The sequence below is a fragment of the Streptomyces sp. NPDC056373 genome (assembly GCF_042262425.1).
Taxonomy (GTDB): Bacteria; Actinomycetota; Actinomycetes; order Streptomycetales; family Streptomycetaceae; genus Streptomyces.
In genome coordinates, this window is the sequence record NZ_JBHJPX010000007.1 from 369,062 (window position 1) to 384,979 (window position 15,918).

The 15,918-nt window shown below is 69.8% G+C and carries 13 protein-coding genes and 1 pseudogene; 13 read left to right on the forward strand and 1 reads right to left on the reverse strand.

What is annotated here, in order from left to right; translation table 11 throughout:
* Positions 1-104: 104 nt before the first annotated feature.
* The 8 genes and pseudogenes from ACFCXS_RS17410 to ACFCXS_RS17445 all read left to right on the forward strand — a co-directional run.
* Positions 105-380, forward strand: a pseudogene (locus tag ACFCXS_RS17410) (BCCT family transporter); the annotation flags it as partial.
* A 157-nt stretch (positions 381-537) separates the two neighbouring features.
* A complete protein-coding gene (locus tag ACFCXS_RS17415) occupies positions 538-1,623 on the forward strand; it encodes an S-(hydroxymethyl)mycothiol dehydrogenase (protein ID WP_376644192.1) in 1,086 nt (361 codons plus the stop codon).
* Positions 1,623-2,258 (forward strand): MBL fold metallo-hydrolase, encoded by a 636-nt coding sequence (locus ACFCXS_RS17420; protein ID WP_376644193.1) that lies wholly within the window; start codon positions 1,623-1,625, stop codon positions 2,256-2,258. Before ACFCXS_RS17415 ends, ACFCXS_RS17420 begins: the two co-directional genes overlap by 1 nt.
* A 166-nt stretch (positions 2,259-2,424) precedes the next feature.
* Complete coding sequence (locus ACFCXS_RS17425) at positions 2,425-3,465, forward strand: chorismate-binding protein (protein ID WP_376644194.1); 1,041 nt, start codon at positions 2,425-2,427, stop codon at positions 3,463-3,465.
* 194 nt (positions 3,466-3,659) lie between these two features.
* Entirely contained in the window at positions 3,660-4,493 is an 834-nt protein-coding gene (gene folP / locus ACFCXS_RS17430) for a dihydropteroate synthase (RefSeq protein WP_376644255.1), read from the forward strand.
* 169 nt (positions 4,494-4,662) lie between these two features.
* Positions 4,663-5,025 (forward strand): bifunctional 3-phenylpropionate/cinnamic acid dioxygenase ferredoxin subunit, encoded by a 363-nt coding sequence (locus ACFCXS_RS17435; protein ID WP_358287766.1) that lies wholly within the window; start codon positions 4,663-4,665, stop codon positions 5,023-5,025.
* Positions 5,022-6,185, forward strand: coding sequence for an NAD(P)/FAD-dependent oxidoreductase (locus tag ACFCXS_RS17440; RefSeq protein ID WP_376644195.1), 1,164 nt, complete (start codon positions 5,022-5,024; stop codon positions 6,183-6,185). The genes ACFCXS_RS17435 and ACFCXS_RS17440 overlap by 4 nt, the downstream gene beginning before the upstream one ends.
* 90 nt (positions 6,186-6,275) lie before the next feature.
* A complete protein-coding gene (locus tag ACFCXS_RS17445; RefSeq protein ID WP_376644196.1) occupies positions 6,276-7,406 on the forward strand; it encodes an aromatic ring-hydroxylating dioxygenase subunit alpha in 1,131 nt (376 codons plus the stop codon).
* Between the two features lie 61 nt (positions 7,407-7,467).
* Here the strand turns inward: ACFCXS_RS17445 and ACFCXS_RS17450 are convergent, their stop codons facing one another.
* The gene (locus tag ACFCXS_RS17450; protein WP_376644256.1) at positions 7,468-8,214 is read right to left on the reverse strand and encodes an IclR family transcriptional regulator; all 747 of its coding nucleotides are present in this window, start codon (positions 8,212-8,214) and stop codon (positions 7,468-7,470) included.
* A gap of 208 nt (positions 8,215-8,422) precedes the next feature.
* Here ACFCXS_RS17450 and betA point away from each other — a divergent pair, with 208 nt between their 5' ends.
* The 5 genes from betA (at position 8,423) to ACFCXS_RS17475 (ending at position 15,847) form a co-directional block, all read left to right on the forward strand.
* Entirely contained in the window at positions 8,423-10,084 is a 1,662-nt protein-coding gene (betA, locus tag ACFCXS_RS17455; protein ID WP_376644197.1) for a choline dehydrogenase, read from the forward strand.
* Between the two features lie 196 nt (positions 10,085-10,280).
* On the forward strand, positions 10,281-11,750 hold the full coding sequence (locus ACFCXS_RS17460) for an aldehyde dehydrogenase family protein (protein WP_376644198.1): 1,470 nt from the start codon (positions 10,281-10,283) through the stop codon (positions 11,748-11,750).
* 20 nt (positions 11,751-11,770) lie between these two features.
* Complete coding sequence (locus tag ACFCXS_RS17465; protein WP_376644199.1) at positions 11,771-12,859, forward strand: glycine betaine/L-proline ABC transporter ATP-binding protein; 1,089 nt, start codon at positions 11,771-11,773, stop codon at positions 12,857-12,859.
* Complete coding sequence (locus tag ACFCXS_RS17470; protein ID WP_376644200.1) at positions 12,859-14,868, forward strand: ABC transporter permease; 2,010 nt, start codon at positions 12,859-12,861, stop codon at positions 14,866-14,868. Before ACFCXS_RS17465 ends, ACFCXS_RS17470 begins: the two co-directional genes overlap by 1 nt.
* Positions 14,869-14,881: 13 nt before the next feature.
* On the forward strand, positions 14,882-15,847 hold the full coding sequence (locus ACFCXS_RS17475; RefSeq protein WP_376644201.1) for an ABC transporter substrate-binding protein: 966 nt from the start codon (positions 14,882-14,884) through the stop codon (positions 15,845-15,847).
* The last annotated feature ends 71 nt before the right edge of the window (positions 15,848-15,918 follow it).

Consider the following 15,918-nt stretch of genomic DNA (forward strand, 5'->3'; position numbering starts at 1 on the left):
ACTCCTCGGCGTCCCTCCTCGGGCAGTAACCGGCCGAACCGGAAAGGCCCCCAGCTCCAGGCATCGGCCCGGGCCCGACCGAGGCACCGGACGTCAGGTGAGTGTCCGGCGTGCACCGGGGCATCCAGTGGCTGAGCAACGGCAACACGATCCTTGCCGCCGTGCTGCTGCTGTTCGTCTTCGCCGTCGGCCCCACCGTGTTCATCCTGGAGAGCCAGACCGAAGCTCTGGGCGGCTATCTGGCGTCGCTGCCCAAGATGAGTTTCACGACGGGTGCCTTCGGCGCCGGCGAGTGGCTCTCCGGCTGGACGATCTTCTACTGGGCGTGGTGGATCTCCTGGGCACCGTTCGTCGGGACGTTCATCGCCCGGATCTCCCGCCCCGCTGATCCGGCCGAGTCCGTCCGGTTCCGGTCGACCCCTTGACCCCCGGTATCCTCCTCCCCGATGCTCAGTTGCGTATCGCGGTGCGTGTATCTGATGAGGCAACTCAGGAAGCAACGCACCCGGCTCGAGTTTCCCGTCTGAGGAGCAGCTCATGGCTCACGAGGTACGTGCCGTCGTCGCACTGAAGAAGGGCGCCCCGGTTTCCGTCGAGACGATCGTCGTCCCCGATCCCGGCCCGGGTGAGGCGCTGGTCAAGGTCGAGGCGTGCGGCGTCTGCCACACCGACCTCCACTACCGCGAGGGCGGGATCAACGACGAGTTCCCCTTCCTTCTCGGCCACGAGGCGGCCGGTCGTGTCGAGGCCGTGGGAGAGGGGGTCACCGGCGTCGCGCCCGGGGACTTCGTCATCCTCAACTGGCGCGCCGTGTGCGGCCAGTGCCGGGCGTGCAGCAAGGGCAAGCCCTGGTACTGCTTCGCCACCCACAACGCGACGCAGCCGATGACGCTGCTCGACGGCACGCCCCTGTCACCCGCCCTCGGCATCGGCGCCTTCGCGGAAAAGACACTGGTCGCCGCCGGGCAGTGCACCAAGGTGGACCCGGCCGCCCCGGCGGCGGCAGCCGGACTGCTCGGGTGCGGTGTCATGGCGGGCTTCGGCGCCGCCGTCAACACCGGCGCCGTCGGACGGGGAGACTCCGTCGCCGTGATCGGCTGCGGCGGTGTCGGCATGGCCGCCGTGGCGGGCGCGCGGCTGGCCGGCGCGTCCAAGGTCATCGCCGTCGACATCGACCAGCGCAAGCTGGACCGTGCCATGGCCATGGGGGCCACCCACACCGTCGACGGTGCCAAGGGCGACGTGGTGGAGGCGGTGCGCGAACTCACCGGCGGTTTCGGAGCGGACGTGGTCGTCGAGGCCGTCGGCCGCCCGGAGACGTACCAGCAGGCCTTCTACGCGCGGGACCTGGCCGGCACGGTCGTGCTGGTCGGCGTGCCCACCCCGGAGATGAAGATGGAACTGCCGCTGCTCGACGTCTTCGGTCGCGGCGGCTCGCTGAAGTCCAGCTGGTACGGCGACTGCCTGCCCTCGCGTGACTTCCCGGCCCTCATCGACCTGTACCTGGGCGGCCGGTTCGACCTGGACGCGTTCGTCACCGAGACCATCGGACTCGGTGACGTGGAGGAGGCCTTCGAGAAGATGCACGGCGGCGACGTGCTGCGCTCCGTGGTGGTGTTGTGATGGCCGGCGCACCCCGCATCGAACACCTCGTCACGAGCGGGACGTTCAGCCTCGACGGCGGTACCTGGGAGGTCGACAACAACGTCTGGATCGTCGGTGACGACGACGAGGTGCTCGTCATCGACGCGGCGCACGACTCCGACGCCATCCTGGAGGCCGTCGGTGACCGCCGGCTGTCGGCCGTCGTGTGCACCCATGCCCACGACGACCATGTGCGCGCCGCGCCGGACGTCGCTCTCGCCACCGGCGCGCGCGTCCTGCTGCACCCCGACGACCAGGTGCTGTGGAAGATGGCGCATCCGAACCGGCACCCCGACGGCCCCCTCGCCGACGGCGACGAACTCGTCGTGGCGGGCATCGGGCTGCGCGTGCTGCACACGCCCGGGCATGCACCCGGGGCCGTGTGCCTGTACGCCCCCGACCTCGGGGCTCTGTTCAGCGGCGACACGCTGTTCGCGGGAGGGCCCGGCGCGACGGGGCGCTCGTACAGCGATTTCGGCACGATCATCACCTCGATCGGCGAGCGGCTGCTGACGCTCCCCGGCGAGACGGTCGTGCACACCGGGCACGGCGACACGACCACCATCGACGCGGAAGCACCGCACCTGGAGGAGTGGGCCGCCCGCGGCCGGTGACACGAGCGCCGCCCACCGGCCGGGGTGGCCGAACACCTGCGGTCTTCCCGCATCGGGCGAGTACCGAGCGAGACCCATGAACGCCACCCACCCCGGCCGTCACGGCCCAGACGATTTCGATCCGCCGCCGCCCCCTGGACGAACCGCCGTGTACGCTCCCGCTCCCATGGCCCGCTTCGGCGGGTGCGTCGCCACTGATCTGCGCGACGTGACCAACGACCCGGCGGCCCTGGACTCCTCCGGCTTCTGGACGGTCGTCGCGGGGTTCGAGGGCCTCCCGGTCTGTGCGAGATTCGGCGATGTGCGTCACGCGCCGGTGCCTCCTCCTGAGCCCGGGGCCTGGCGAGGACCCGCCCCCGGCGACTGGACGTCGTCGCTGGACCGTGCCGCCTACACCGCGGGCGTACGCCGCATCCGCGAGCACATCGCGGCGGGCCAGGTCTACCAGGCCAACCTCTGCCGGGTGCTCTCCGCGCCCCTGCCCGATCCGGTCGCCGACATCGACGCGCTCAGCGCGCTGCTCGCCCGCGGCAACCCGGCGCCCTGCGCCGGCACCGTCCGGCTTCCGGCACACGGCGTCGAAGTCGCCACCGCCTCGCCCGAACTGTTCCTGCGGCGCACGGGCCGCACCGTGGAGTCCGGACCCATCAAGGGCACCGGCCGTACCGCGGACGACTTGCTGCCCAAGGATCACGCCGAGAACGTGATGATCGTGGACCTGGTCCGCAATGACCTGGGGCGCGTCTGCGCCACCGGATCCGTGACCGTTCCGGCCCTGTGCGCCGTCGAGAGCCACCCGGGGCTCGTGCACCTCGTCTCCACCGTGCGCGGGGAACTCGCGGAGGGCGCCGGCTGGCCCGAGCTGCTGGCCGGAACCTTTCCACCGGGCTCCGTGACCGGCGCGCCCAAACACAGCGCCCTGCGCATCATCGAGGCCCTGGAGACAGCGCCCCGCGGTCCGTACTGCGGCGCCGTCGGCTGGGTCGACGCCGACCGGGGGACCGGTGAACTGGCCGTGGGGATCCGCACGTTCTGGATCGACCGGGCCGCCACGGCAGGGCCGCTGCTGCGCTTCGGCACGGGCGCCGGTATCACCTGGGGGTCCGATCCGGCCCGGGAGTGGGACGAGACCGAACTGAAGGCCTCCCGGCTGGTCGCGCTGGCGTCCGGAACCCGTCACGAGGCCGGGGTCCGTCACCTGCCTTGACAGTGCCGCGCGGTCGTCCTCACACTCGTTGCTCAAATCGCACATTGTTCCTCTATATGCAACGAGGTCGACCAGCCCATGATGACTTCCGTGCGTCCCCTCGCCGACCCGCCCCGCAAAACATGAGCGCCGTCGCGCGGGCCGTTCCCGCCCTTTGCCCCCGAGGTCTTCCCCGCGTGGCCCGGACCCTGGTGATGGGCATCGTGAACGTCACGCCCGACTCGTTCTCCGACGGCGGGCGGTGGTTCGAACCGGCGCGGGCCGTCGCGCACGGACTCGCACTACTGGAGGAAGGCGCGGACATCCTCGACGTCCGCGGCGAGTCGACCCGTCCCGGCGCCGCCCGCCCGGCGGTCGAGGAGGAGTTGCGGCGGGTGCTGCCGGTCGTGCGCTCACTCGCCGCGGCCGGCGCGACGGTCAGTGTCGACACCATGCGGGCCGAGGTCGCCGCCCGCGCCGTCGAGGCCGGTGCCGCTCTGGTCAACGACGTCTCCGGCGGACTCGCCGACCCGGCGATGCTGCCGCTGATGGCGGGGGCCGGTACGCCGTATGTGCTGATGCACTGGCGCGGGCACTCGGCCGGAATGCAGGCGCACGCCGTCTACGACGACGTCGTCACCGACGTCGTCGACGAACTGCGGGCGAGAGCCGGCGCGGCCCTGGACGCCGGAATCCCGCCGGACTGTCTCATCGTCGACCCGGGACTGGGGTTCGCCAAGCACGCCGAGCACAACTGGCAACTCCTCGGCCGCCTCCGGGAGGTCACCGCCGCGCTCGGCCGGCCGGTTCTGGTGGGCGCGGCGCGGAAGGCGTTTCTGGGCCACCTGCTGAGGGACCCGGAGACGGGCCGGGCCCGCCCGGCGCACCTGCGGGACGCGGCCACCTCCGCGGTGTCGGTCCTGGCCGCCGCGCAGGGTGCCTGGTGCGTCCGTGTCCACGACGTCGCCTCGACGGCCGACGCGGTGCGCGTGGCCGCCCGCTGGGGCATCGAGAACGCGCCGACGTCGTCGCCGGCATCCCGGTTCTGAAGGGTGCCCAGCTCTGACCTGCGTTTCCTATGGCGCAGGATGTTCCGCATCGCGCAACGAAAAATCGGAGCCGCGAGCGACCCGTGAACTCCTTGACAAGGGTTTGTGGGCGACCCCAAACTGGCGTTGCGTTCACCGCAATCCGTTTCGCTATACGCACCGAGGTGTCATGATGATTCCCGCGTGCCGTCTCGTGGATCTGCCCCGAGGCGAGGCCCACAGGCTCGACATCGACCCGCCGGTCTCGGTGTTCCACACCGACGACGGCGAACTCTTCGCCATCGACGACACATGCACCCACCAGGACGCGTCGCTCGCCGACGGCTGGCTGGAGGGCTGCGAGGTCGAATGCCCGCTGCACGCCTCGAAGTTCAACCTCAAGACCGGAGCCGTCGACGCCCCGCCGGCCAAGCTCCCCGTGCGCACCCACGAGGTCTTCGTCGAGGACGGCATGATCTACGTCCGGCAGTCCACGGCAGCGCCGAACCTGCCCCCCTGCATCGCCGCCCGGCTCGCCGGGGGCGTCGCGTGAGGACAGTGGCCGTGGTGGGCGCGTCGCTGGCCGGTCTGTCAGCGGCGCGCTCCTTGCGAAAGCAGGGGTACGACGGACGGCTGGTCGTCATAGGCGACGAGCTCCACCGCCCCTACGACAGGCCGCCCCTGTCCAAGGAGTTCCTGGCCGGCGGCATCGGCGAAGCCGATCTCGCGCTGGAGCCGGACGACGAGGACCTGCAGGCGGAGTGGCTGCTCGGCTCACGCGCCGCCGGACTCGACACCACGCCCCGCGCAGTGCGGCTCACCGACGGCCGGGAGGTGAGAGCCGACGGCGTCGTGATCGCCACCGGCGCTTCCGCCCGCACCCTGCCCGGCACGGACGGCCTGGCCGGTGTGCACACCCTGCGCACCCTGGACGACGCCCGCGCCCTGCGGGACGAACTGGCCCGGGGCGGACGCCTGGTCGTGATCGGTGGCGGCTTCATCGGAGCCGAGGTCGCCTCCACCGCCTACGCCCTCGGCCTCGACGTGACCATCGTCGAGGCGGCGCCCGCACCCCTGGCCGGACCGCTCGGCGCGAGCATGGGAAGCATCGTCTCCGCCCTCCACACCGACCACGGCGTACGCCTGTTGTGCGGTGTGGGCGTCAAGGGACTGAGCGGCGAGACCCGCGTCGACGCCGTCCTGATGGAGGACGGCCGCAGCATCCCCGCCGACATCGTCGTCGTGGGCGTCGGGGCCCGCCCCTGCGTCGACTGGCTGGCAGGCTCCGGTGTCGAACTCGACGACGGCGTCAAGTGCGGCGCGGACGGCCGTACCAGCCTGGCCGGGGTGGTCGCCGTCGGGGACTGCGCCTCCTGGTACGACCCGCGCGCGGGCACTCACCGCCGCGTCGAGCACTGGACCGGCGCCCGGGAACGCCCCGACGCGGCGGTGGCCGCTCTGCTCTCCTGGGGCGAGTCCGAACCGGGCGTACCGAGGCCGCCGTACTTCTGGTCCGACCAGTACGGCGTGAAGATCCAGTTCGTCGGCTACGCGTCCCGCGCCGACAGCGTCACCATCGAGGAAGGCGCCGCGGACGACCGTAACGTCCTGGCCGTCTACCGGCGGGCCGGACACCCGGTCGCCGTCCTCGGGATGAACCAGCCCCGGCTGTTCATGCGCTGGCGCAAGCAGCTCGCGGCCAACACGCCCTGAACGGGCGTTGCTCCTTGAACCGACGACGTCCGGTGTAGCTCGTCCCGGCGCGTGCATGCCCGATCCACGACGTTTTCCGAGGAGTGCACTGTGACCTCGACCGGCCTGCCGGAAAGTCTCATCGCCACCCTGCCGGGGACCGCCTACACGGACCCCGGGTTCTTCGCCCAGGAGCAGGAGCACATCTTCGAGGCGATGTGGTTCTGCGCCGTGCGCTCCGCCGACCTCGCCGGTCCCGGAGCATTCCGGACCGTTCAGGTGGGCCGCGAGAGCATCCTCGTCGCCCGTGCCCGCGACCAGTCCATACGCGCCTTCTTCAACGTCTGCCGGCACCGCGGAGCCAAGCTCTGCACGGCGGAGAGCGGCGAGGTCAAGCGCGCCTTCCAATGCCCCTACCACGCCTGGACGTACGACCTGACGGGCAAACTCGTCGCGGCGCCCAACCTCACCAAGATGCCGGACGTCAGCCGCACCGAGTACGGCCTGGCTACGGTGGCCACCCACGAATGGCTCGGCTACGTGTGGGTGTGCCTCGCCGAGGACCCGCCCCCCTTCGACGAGGTCGTACAGGACGTGGTCGCGCGTCTCGGCGACACGGAGTCGATCGAGCACTACGGCATCGAGGACCTCGACATCGGCAGACGGATCGTCTACGACGTGCGGGCGAACTGGAAGCTCATCGTCGAGAACTTCATGGAGTGCTACCACTGCGCGACCATCCACCCGGAGCTGACCGAGGTCCTCCCGGAGTTCGCCGACGGGTACGCCGCGCAGTTCTACGTGGGGCATGGCGCGGAGTTCGGCGCAGACGTCAAGGGCTTCACCGTCGACGGCTCGGAGGGCCTGGACCGCATCCCGGGTGTCACCGAGGACCAGGACCGCCGCTATTACGCGATCACGGTGCGGCCGCAGGTGTTCATCAATCTCGTCCCCGACCATGTGATCTTCCACCGGATGTATCCGGTCGCCACGGACCGCACCATCGTCGAGTGCGACTGGCTCTACCTCAAGCACGTCGTCGAGAGCGGCAAGGACGTCGGCCGGTCGGTGGAGCTCTTCGACCGGGTCAACCGGCAGGACTTCGACGCCTGCGAGCGCTGTCAGCCCGCGATGAGCTCGCGGCTGTATACCAAGGGCGGGGTCCTCGTGCCCAGCGAGCACCACATCGGTGAGTTCCACACCTTCGTCCAGGAGCGCCTGGGCGCGGGGCGGCCACAGTAACGGCGGTTCGCGACGGCCCACCACGGTGCGCGGGGCGGTCGGCGTGGACGGCGCGGCGGGCTCAGCCCAGGTACCCCATCCGGTGGCTGATCTCGTCTGCGCCCTTGACCAGCACCGGAGCGAGGTCGTGCATACGGTCCTCGGTGAGCCGGTACGCCGGTCCCGAGGCGCTGATCGCCGCGATGACCTCTCCGTCCCGGTTGCGGACCGGGGCGGCCATGGCGTGCAGCCCCGCCTCGAACTCCTCCAGAGTCCAGGAGTAGCCGCGCTCCAGCGCCTCGGCGAGGTTCTTCTCCAGCTTCGTCTTCGCGGTCAGAGTGCGCGGCGTCATCTTCTTCAGAGCCGCGTCCGACAGCAGCGCGGCCCGCTCCTTGGCCGGCATGTGGGCCAGCAGGATCTTGCCGCTGGACGTGGCGTGCAGCGGCGTCAGCTGGCCGACCCAGTTGAACGCCGTGACGGCGCCCGGACCGCGCACCTGGTACAGGTTGATCGCGTACTTCTCCTGCATCACGGCGAGGTTCACCGTCTCGCCGATCTCCTCGGCAAGACGCTCGCAGACCGGGCGGCTCTGCTGGGTGATGTCGATGCGTCCGGTGACCGCACCGGCGAGGCGGACGATGCCGAAGCCGAGGCGGTACTTCCCGCGCTCGCCCGCCTGTTCCACCAGGCCGCGCAGCTCCAAGGCGCCCAGCAGCCGGAACGCGGTGGACTTGTGGACGTCGATCTCGCCGGCTACCTCGCTGACGCCTGCCTCGCCGCGCCGGGCCAGGATCTCCAGCACGGTGATGGCCCGGTCGACCGACTGCACCCCACCGGTCGTCGCGCTTGTCGTTTCGGTATCTGCATGGTCGTTGCTCACACCGCAACTATACGGGCGATTAACATAGCCGACAGCGATGCAGGTCACGGGCCTGGGGTGGAAAATCTGAAGTTGCGTTGTCCGCAACCTGGTGCGCATAGAGATACCGGTACTAGCATGCCGCGCATTCTCTACGGCGCGAGCGAGACGAGGCCTCATGGCTGACTTGCAGTACGACTTCGTCATCGTCGGTGGTGGATCGGCCGGCAGTGCACTGGCCAACCGGCTCTCCGCGGATCCCGGCAACCGGGTACTGGTCCTGGAAGCGGGCAGACCCGACTATCCATGGGACGTCTTCATCCACATGCCCGCGGCGCTGACCTACCCGATCGGCAGCCGCTTCTACGACTGGAAATACGAGTCCGAACCGGAGCCCCACATGGGAGGCCGGCGCGTCTACCACGCACGCGGCAAGGTCCTGGGCGGTTCCAGCAGCATCAACGGCATGATCTTCCAGCGCGGCAACCCCATGGACTACGAGCGCTGGGCGGCCGATCCCGGCATGGACAACTGGGACTACGCACACTGCCTGCCGTACTTCCGGCGGATGGAGAACTGTCTGGCCGCCGACCCGGAGGACGAGTTCCGCGGCCATGACGGCCCCCTCGTCCTCGAGCGGGGTCCGGGGACCAACCCACTGTTCGAGGCCTTCCTCGCGGCCACCGAGGAGGCGGGGCACGCTCCCACCATTGACGTGAACGGCTATCGACAGGAAGGTTTCGCCAGATTCGACCGCAATGTCCACCGCGGGCGTCGGCTGTCGGCCGCGAAGGCGTACCTCAAGCCCGCGCGGAAGCGGCCCAACCTCACCGTCACCACCCGTGCCCTGGTCACCCGCGTCCTCTTCGAGGGCAAACGCGCCGTCGGCGTCGAGTACCGGCGCGGTCGCGGCAGACCCCAGCGGGTGAGAGCCGGTGAGGTCATCCTCAGCGGAGGTGCGATCAACTCCCCGCAACTCCTCCAGCTCTCCGGTATCGGCAACGCCGAGGAGCTCGCGGCGCTCGGCGTGGACGTCGTACACGATCTGCCGGGTGTGGGCGAGAACCTCCAGGACCACCTGGAGGTGTACATCCAGTACGCCTGCAAGCAGCCCGTGTCCATGCAGCCGTACCTGGCGAAGTGGCGCGCCCCCTTCATCGGCCTGCAGTGGCTCTTCCGTACGGGACCGGCCGCGACCAACCACTTCGAGGCGGGCGGCTTCGTCCGCGGCAACGACGACGTGGACTACCCCAACCTGATGTTCCACTTCCTGCCCATCGCGGTCCGCTACGACGGCTCCGTGCCGGCCGGCGGGCATGGCTACCAGGTACACGTCGGACCCATGTACTCCGACGCCATCGGCTCGGTGAAGATCAAGAGCAAGGATCCGGCCGAGCACCCCGCGCTGCGATTCAACTACCTCTCCACCGAGCAGGACCGCCGCGAGTGGGTCGAGGCCGTCAGGGTCGCGCGCAGGCTGCTCAACCAGCCCGCCATGGACCCGTACAACGCCGGGGAGGTCTCGCCCGGGCCGTCCGTGGACAGTGACGAGGAGATCCTCGCCTGGGTCGCCAAGGACGCCGAGACCGCGCTGCATCCGTCCTGCACCTGCAAGATGGGCACCGACGAGATGTCCGTCGTCGGTCCGGCCGACCTGCGCGTGCACGGCGTGGAGGGACTGCGGGTCGTCGACGCGTCGGTGATGCCCTACATCACCAACGGCAACATCTATGCACCGGTGATGATGATCGCCGAGAAGGCGGCCGACCTCATCCTCGGCAAGGAGCCGCTGCCGCCGTCCGGCGCCGCGTACTACCGGCACCGCGAAGCACCCGCGTAACCCACTGTTTTCAGACAGCCGACCGGCCCGGAAACCCGGCGTTCCGGGCCGGTCGACGTCGGGTTCTCAGGGTTGCCTCCTTGGTAAAACCGTCATAGGCCAACCCCTTGACGTGGGTTCCCGCCTTCTCCAGAGTGTTCCACCACAAGCAATTCGGTGCGCGATGCGCAACGCTGTTCGCTCGAAGGGCCCCGACGTGGCAGACCTGTACGTGGATGGCACATGGCGGGATCCGGTGGCCGGAGGCCACCGGGACATCCGATGCCCCGCAGACGGCACACTCTCCGTGACCGTGTCCGAGGGCACGCGCCCGGACGCCGAGGCGGCCATCGCCGCGGCCCGCCGGGCCTTCGACGAAGGCCCCTGGCCGCAGACCTCCGAGCGCGAGCGCGGCGCACTCCTGCTGCGCACCGCCGACATCCTCGAACGCGACACCGACGCGTTCGCCCGCGCCGAATCACTGGACACCGGCAAGCGGCTGGTGGAGAGCGAGTACGACATCGCCGATGTCGTCTCCTGCTTCCGCTACTTCGGGGGGCTGGGCGGCACCGACGCCGGCCGCGTGATCGACACCGGCCGCGACGACGCCGTCAGCCGCGTGGTGTACGAGCCGATCGGCGTGTGCGCGCTGATCACCCCCTGGAACTACCCGCTGCTCCAGGCGAGCTGGAAGGTCGCACCGGCCCTCCTCGCGGGCAACACGATCGTCCTCAAGCCCAGTGAGCTCACCCCCTCCACCTCGATCCTGCTGATGAGGGCACTGGCAGAGGCCGGACTTCCGGACGGCGCCGCCAATCTCGTCCTGGGAACCGGGCCCGAGATGGGAGCACCGCTCGCCGAAGACCCCGCCGTCGACATGGTCTCCTTCACCGGCGGCCTGGACACCGGAAGACGCATCATGGCCACCGCCGCCGCGACCGTGAAGAAGGTCGCGCTGGAGCTCGGCGGCAAGAACCCCAATGTCGTCTTCGCCGACGCCGACTTCGAGACGGCCGTGGACTTCGCGCTCACGGCCGTCTTTCTGCATTCGGGCCAGGTCTGCTCGGCGGGCGCCCGGCTGATCGTCGAGGACGCGCTGCACGACCGGTTCGTCGACGAGGTGGTCCGCCGCGCCCGGCGGATCCGCCTCGGCGGTCCCTTCGACCCGCTCGCCGACACCGGACCGCTGATCTCCGCCCAGCACCTGGCGAAGGTCGAGGCGTACGTCGCGGCCGGACTCGCCGAGGGCGCCGTCCTGCGCTGCGGCGGCGAACGCCCGGGTGACCCGGGCCTGGCCGACGGCCACTACTACCCGCCGACCGTGCTCGACGCGTGCGGTCAGGACATGCGTGTGGTGCACGAGGAGTCCTTCGGGCCCGTCCTCACCGTGGAGCGCTTCACCGACGAGGACGACGCGGTACGCATCGCCAACGACACCGAGTACGGACTCGCCGGCGCCGTCTGGACGCAGGACGCCGGCAAGGCCCAGCGGGTCGCCCGCCGTCTGCGCCACGGCACGGTGTGGATCAACGACTACCACCCCTATGTGCCGCAGGCGGAATGGGGTGGGTTCGGGCACTCCGGCGTGGGCCGGGAGCTGGGACCGACCGGTCTCGACGAGTACCGGGAGCCCAAACACATCTGGCAGAACATCCAACCCCGGCCGCAGCACTGGTTCCGCGGCTGAACGCCGAAAAGAGGTCGAACATGACCCCAGCAACGACCGAGGCGCCGCGGCGGCGCGACACCCCCCAGGACTCGGCACCCACGCCGGTCATCTCCGTACGCGAACTGTGGAAGGTGTTCGGGCCCAAGGCGGCCCAGGTACCCGGATCCGAGGAGCTGCGCGGACTCACCCGGCGTGAACTGATGGACCGCACCGGATGTACGGCCGCCGTGCGCGACGTGCACTTCGACGTCGCGCCCGGCGAGGTGTTCGTCGTGATGGGCCTGTCCGGCTCCGGCAAGTCCACCCTGGTGCGCTGTCTGACCCGGCTCATCGAACCCACCGCCGGCCAGATCCTCTTCGAGGGCGAGGACATCCGCGACGCGGACGCGAGCCGCTTGCGCGAACTGCGCCGCAGCAAATTCTCCATGGTCTTCCAGCACTTCGGGCTGCTGCCCCACCGCCGGGTCGTCGACAACGTGGCTTTCGGCCTGGAGATCCGCGGCATGAGCAGAGCCGAGCGCACCAAACGCGCGCTGGAGGTCGTCGAACTCGTCGGCCTCGCCGGGTACGAGAGCTCCTACCCCGACCAGCTCTCCGGCGGCATGCAGCAGCGCGTGGGTCTCGCCCGCGCCCTCGCCGGCGACCCCGACGTCCTCCTGTTCGACGAACCCTTCTCGGCACTCGACCCGCTGATCCGCCGGGACATGCAGAACGAGGTCGTCCGTCTGCACCACGAGGTCGGCAAGACAATGGTGTTCATCACCCACGACCTGTCCGAGGCGCTGCGGCTGGGCGACCGCATCCTCATCATGCGCGACGGCAAGATGGTCCAGTGCGGCACCGGCGACGAACTGGTCGGCGCGCCCGCGGACGACTACGTACGGGACTTCGTCAGGGACGTGCCCCGCGGTGATGTGCTGACCCTGCGGTGGATCATGCGCCCTGCGGAGCCGGACGACCCCCTGGACGGTCCCGAGCTGGGCCCGGACGTCGTGGTGAAGGAGGCCACGCGAGCGGTGCTCGCGGCCGACAAGCCGGTCAAGGTTGTCGAGAACGGCAAGCTGCTCGGCATCGTCGGCGACGACGAGATCCTCGCGGTGGTCGCCGGGCAGGAAGGCGACGCGTGATGACCGTCGCCGTGCAGAAGACCGAGAGGCCGCAGAGAACCGGGACCGAGGAGCCGCCCGCTCCCGCCAGGCGCGCGCGCACGGTCAGCCGCCCGATGATCGTGGCCGCGATCCTGGTCGTCTGGCTCGTCCTCTTCGCCGTGCTGCGCGGCAGGCAGACCCTGTCCCTCGCCGCGGCCGATCTCACCGACCTGCACCGGTGGTTCAACGACGTCAACGACTCCATCGGGGCGAACCGCAACACCAACCCGCTCTTCCTCTACTTCTTCAACGAGATACGCCTGGTCATCGACTCCCTGGTGACCTTCGTCCAGGAGCTGATCTCGCAGCCGACCGCGGGCCGCCCGGTTCCGCAGATCGGCTGGCTCGGTGTCGTGGGCATCGCCGGCTATGTCTCCTGGGCCGTGGGCAACTGGCGAGTCGCGCTGCTCGCCGTCGCCGGCTTCACCTTCCTCGGCCTCCAGGGCCTCTGGCAGGAAAGCATGGACACCCTCGCGCTGACCCTCTCCGCGGTCTTCGTGGCGCTCCTGTTCGCCTTGCCCCTGGGCGTGTGGGCCGGGCTGTCCGACCGGGTCAACCGGATCGTGACGCCGTTCCTGGACTTCATGCAGACGATGCCCACCTTCGTCTATCTGGCGCCCCTGACCCTGTTCTTCCTGATCGGCCCGGCCTCCGCCACCATCGCGACGGCGATCTACGCGGCACCACCCGCGATCCGCATCACCGCCCACGCCATCCGCTCGGTACCCGAGACCACCGTCGAGGCGGCGGACTCGATGGGCGCGACGCGGCGCCAGGCGCTGCTGAAGGTCCTGCTGCCGATGTCCAAACGCACCGTGGTGATGGGCGTCAACCAGACCATCATGGCCGCCCTGGCCATGGTGACCATCGCGGCCCTGATCAACGCGCCCGGCCTCGGAGCGACCGTCGTCCAGGCGCTGCAGTCACTGGACGTCGGCACGGCGTTCAACGCCGGACTCGCCATCGTCGTCCTGGCCATCGTGCTGGACCGGGTCACCACCGCCGCGAGCGGACGGGCCGACTCGGCCCGGGGCTCGGACAGTCCCTTCCTCAAGTGGCGGCGGCACCTGCTGGCGGCCGGGGGGGTGGCGGCCCTGGTCCTGGTGTACCTGTCGCACACGTATCTGTGGGCGGCCGAGTTCCCGGGCGAGGGCAGCACCGGAAGCACCATCGCCAGGGCGGCGACCGACGTGACCACCTGGGCGCAGGACAACCTGTCGGGCCTGACCAACGCCTTCCGGGACCTCCTCACCAACGGCCTGCTCAACCCCTTCCAGACCGTGCTGACCGACTCCCCGTGGTGGCTCGTGGGCGCCGCTCTCGTCGCGCTCGGCACGGTGCTCGGCGGATGGCGTGCCGGGGTCACCACCGCCGTGTGCGTGGGCCTGCTCATCGGCACCGGTGTGTGGTCGGACGCCATGACGACCCTGGCGTCCACCGCCGTGGCGACCGTGCTCGTGATGCTGCTCGGCGTCGTTCTCGGGGTGTGGATGGGCCGCAGCGCGCTCGTCGACCGGCTGCTCAGGCCGTCCCTGGACGCGGCCCAGGTCATGCCGCCGTTCGTCTATCTCGTGCCGTTCCTCGCGCTGTTCGGCGCGACACGGTTCACGGCGATCGTCGCCGCGATCGTCTACGCGGCACCTGTCGCCATCAAGATCATCGCCGACGGGGTGCGGGCCGTGCCCGGGACCACCGTCGAAGCGGCGATGTCCACCGGATGCAACACCTGGCAGATCATCACCAAGGTCCAGCTGCCGATGTCACGCGGAGCGCTGACCCTCGCGACCAACCAGGGCCTCATCTACGTGCTGTCGATGGTTGTCGTGGGCGGCCTGGTGGGAGCGGGCGCCCTCGGCTACGACGTCGTGGCCGGGTTCTCGCAGGGCCAGCTGTACGGCAAGGGACTGGCGGCCGGACTCGCCATCGTCCTGCTCGGAGTCATGTTCGACCGGATCACTCAGGCGGCGGCTCGCCGCGCCGGAGCATAAGGAGCACCTCACCATGGCACGACACTGGAGAGCCGGCGCGGTCGGCCTGGCCGTCCTCGGCCTCACCCTCACGGCCTGCGGGGGCGCGAAGGTCGGCGACGACAGCGCGGCCGGCCCGGGCAGCTCGGGCAAATGCGGCACCTTCAACCTCGCGATCAACCCGTGGGTGGGCTACGAGGCCAACGCGGCGGTCCTCGCGTACGTCGCCGAACACGACCTCGGCTGCAAGGTCGAGCAGAAGGACCTCAAGGAGGAGATCGCCTGGCAGGGCTTCGGGACGGGCGAGGTCGACGCAGTCGTGGAGAACTGGGGCCACGACGACCTGAAGAAGAAGTACATCACCCAACAGAAGACGGCCGTCGAGGCCGGTCCGACCGGCAACAAGGGCCTCATCGGCTGGTACGTGCCGCCGTGGCTGGCGAAGGCGCACCCGGACATCACCGACTGGAAGAGCCTCAACAAGTACGCGTCGAAGTTCAAGACCTCGGAGTCGGGCGGCAAGGGCCAGCTCCTCGACGGCGACCCCTCGTACGTCACCAATGACGAGGCGCTGGTCAAGAATCTCAAGCTGGACTTCAAGGTGGTGTACGCGGGCAGCGAGACCGCGCTCATCCAGGCGTACCGCAACGCCGAGAAGAACAAGGAATGGGTGATCGGCTACTTCTACGAGCCGCAGTGGTTCCTGTCCGAGGTGCCGCTGAAGAAGGTCAGCCTCCCCGAGTACAAGGAGGGTTGCGACGCCGACGCGGAGAAGGTCGCCTGCGACTACCCCGTGTACGAACTCGACAAGATCGTCAGCGCGAAGTTCGCCAAGTCGGGCAGTCCCGCCTATGACCTGGTGAAGAACTTCAGCTGGACGAACGACGACCAGAACACCGTGGCCAAGTACATCGCGGTGGACAAGATGGCGCCCGAAGCCGCGGCGAAGAAGTGGGTCGAGGCCAACCGCGACAAGGTCGACGCCTGGATCAAGAAGTAGGGCGCGGGAACGCCCGTGTGAATCCGGCCGAAGAGGCCCGGCAGGCTGTGTCGTCAGCCTGCCGGGCCTCG

Excerpts from the sequence above, each read along its gene's own strand:
- ACFCXS_RS17470 (WP_376644200.1), top strand. The coding sequence starts at position 12,859 with ATGACCGTCGCCGTGCAGAAGACCGAGAGGCCGCAGAGAACCGGGACC.
- folP (WP_376644255.1), top strand. The coding sequence starts at position 3,660 with ATGGGCATCGTGAACGTCACGCCCGACTCGTTCTCCGACGGCGGGCGG.
- ACFCXS_RS17420 (WP_376644193.1), top strand. The coding sequence starts at position 1,623 with ATGGCCGGCGCACCCCGCATCGAACACCTCGTCACGAGCGGGACGTTC.
- ACFCXS_RS17415 (WP_376644192.1), top strand. The coding sequence starts at position 538 with ATGGCTCACGAGGTACGTGCCGTCGTCGCACTGAAGAAGGGCGCCCCG.
- ACFCXS_RS17425 (WP_376644194.1), top strand. The coding sequence starts at position 2,425 with ATGGCCCGCTTCGGCGGGTGCGTCGCCACTGATCTGCGCGACGTGACC.
- ACFCXS_RS17475 (WP_376644201.1), top strand. The coding sequence starts at position 14,882 with ATGGCACGACACTGGAGAGCCGGCGCGGTCGGCCTGGCCGTCCTCGGC.
- betA (WP_376644197.1), top strand. The coding sequence starts at position 8,423 with ATGGCTGACTTGCAGTACGACTTCGTCATCGTCGGTGGTGGATCGGCC.
- ACFCXS_RS17465 (WP_376644199.1), top strand. The coding sequence starts at position 11,771 with ATGACCCCAGCAACGACCGAGGCGCCGCGGCGGCGCGACACCCCCCAG.
- ACFCXS_RS17435 (WP_358287766.1), top strand. The coding sequence starts at position 4,663 with ATGATGATTCCCGCGTGCCGTCTCGTGGATCTGCCCCGAGGCGAGGCC.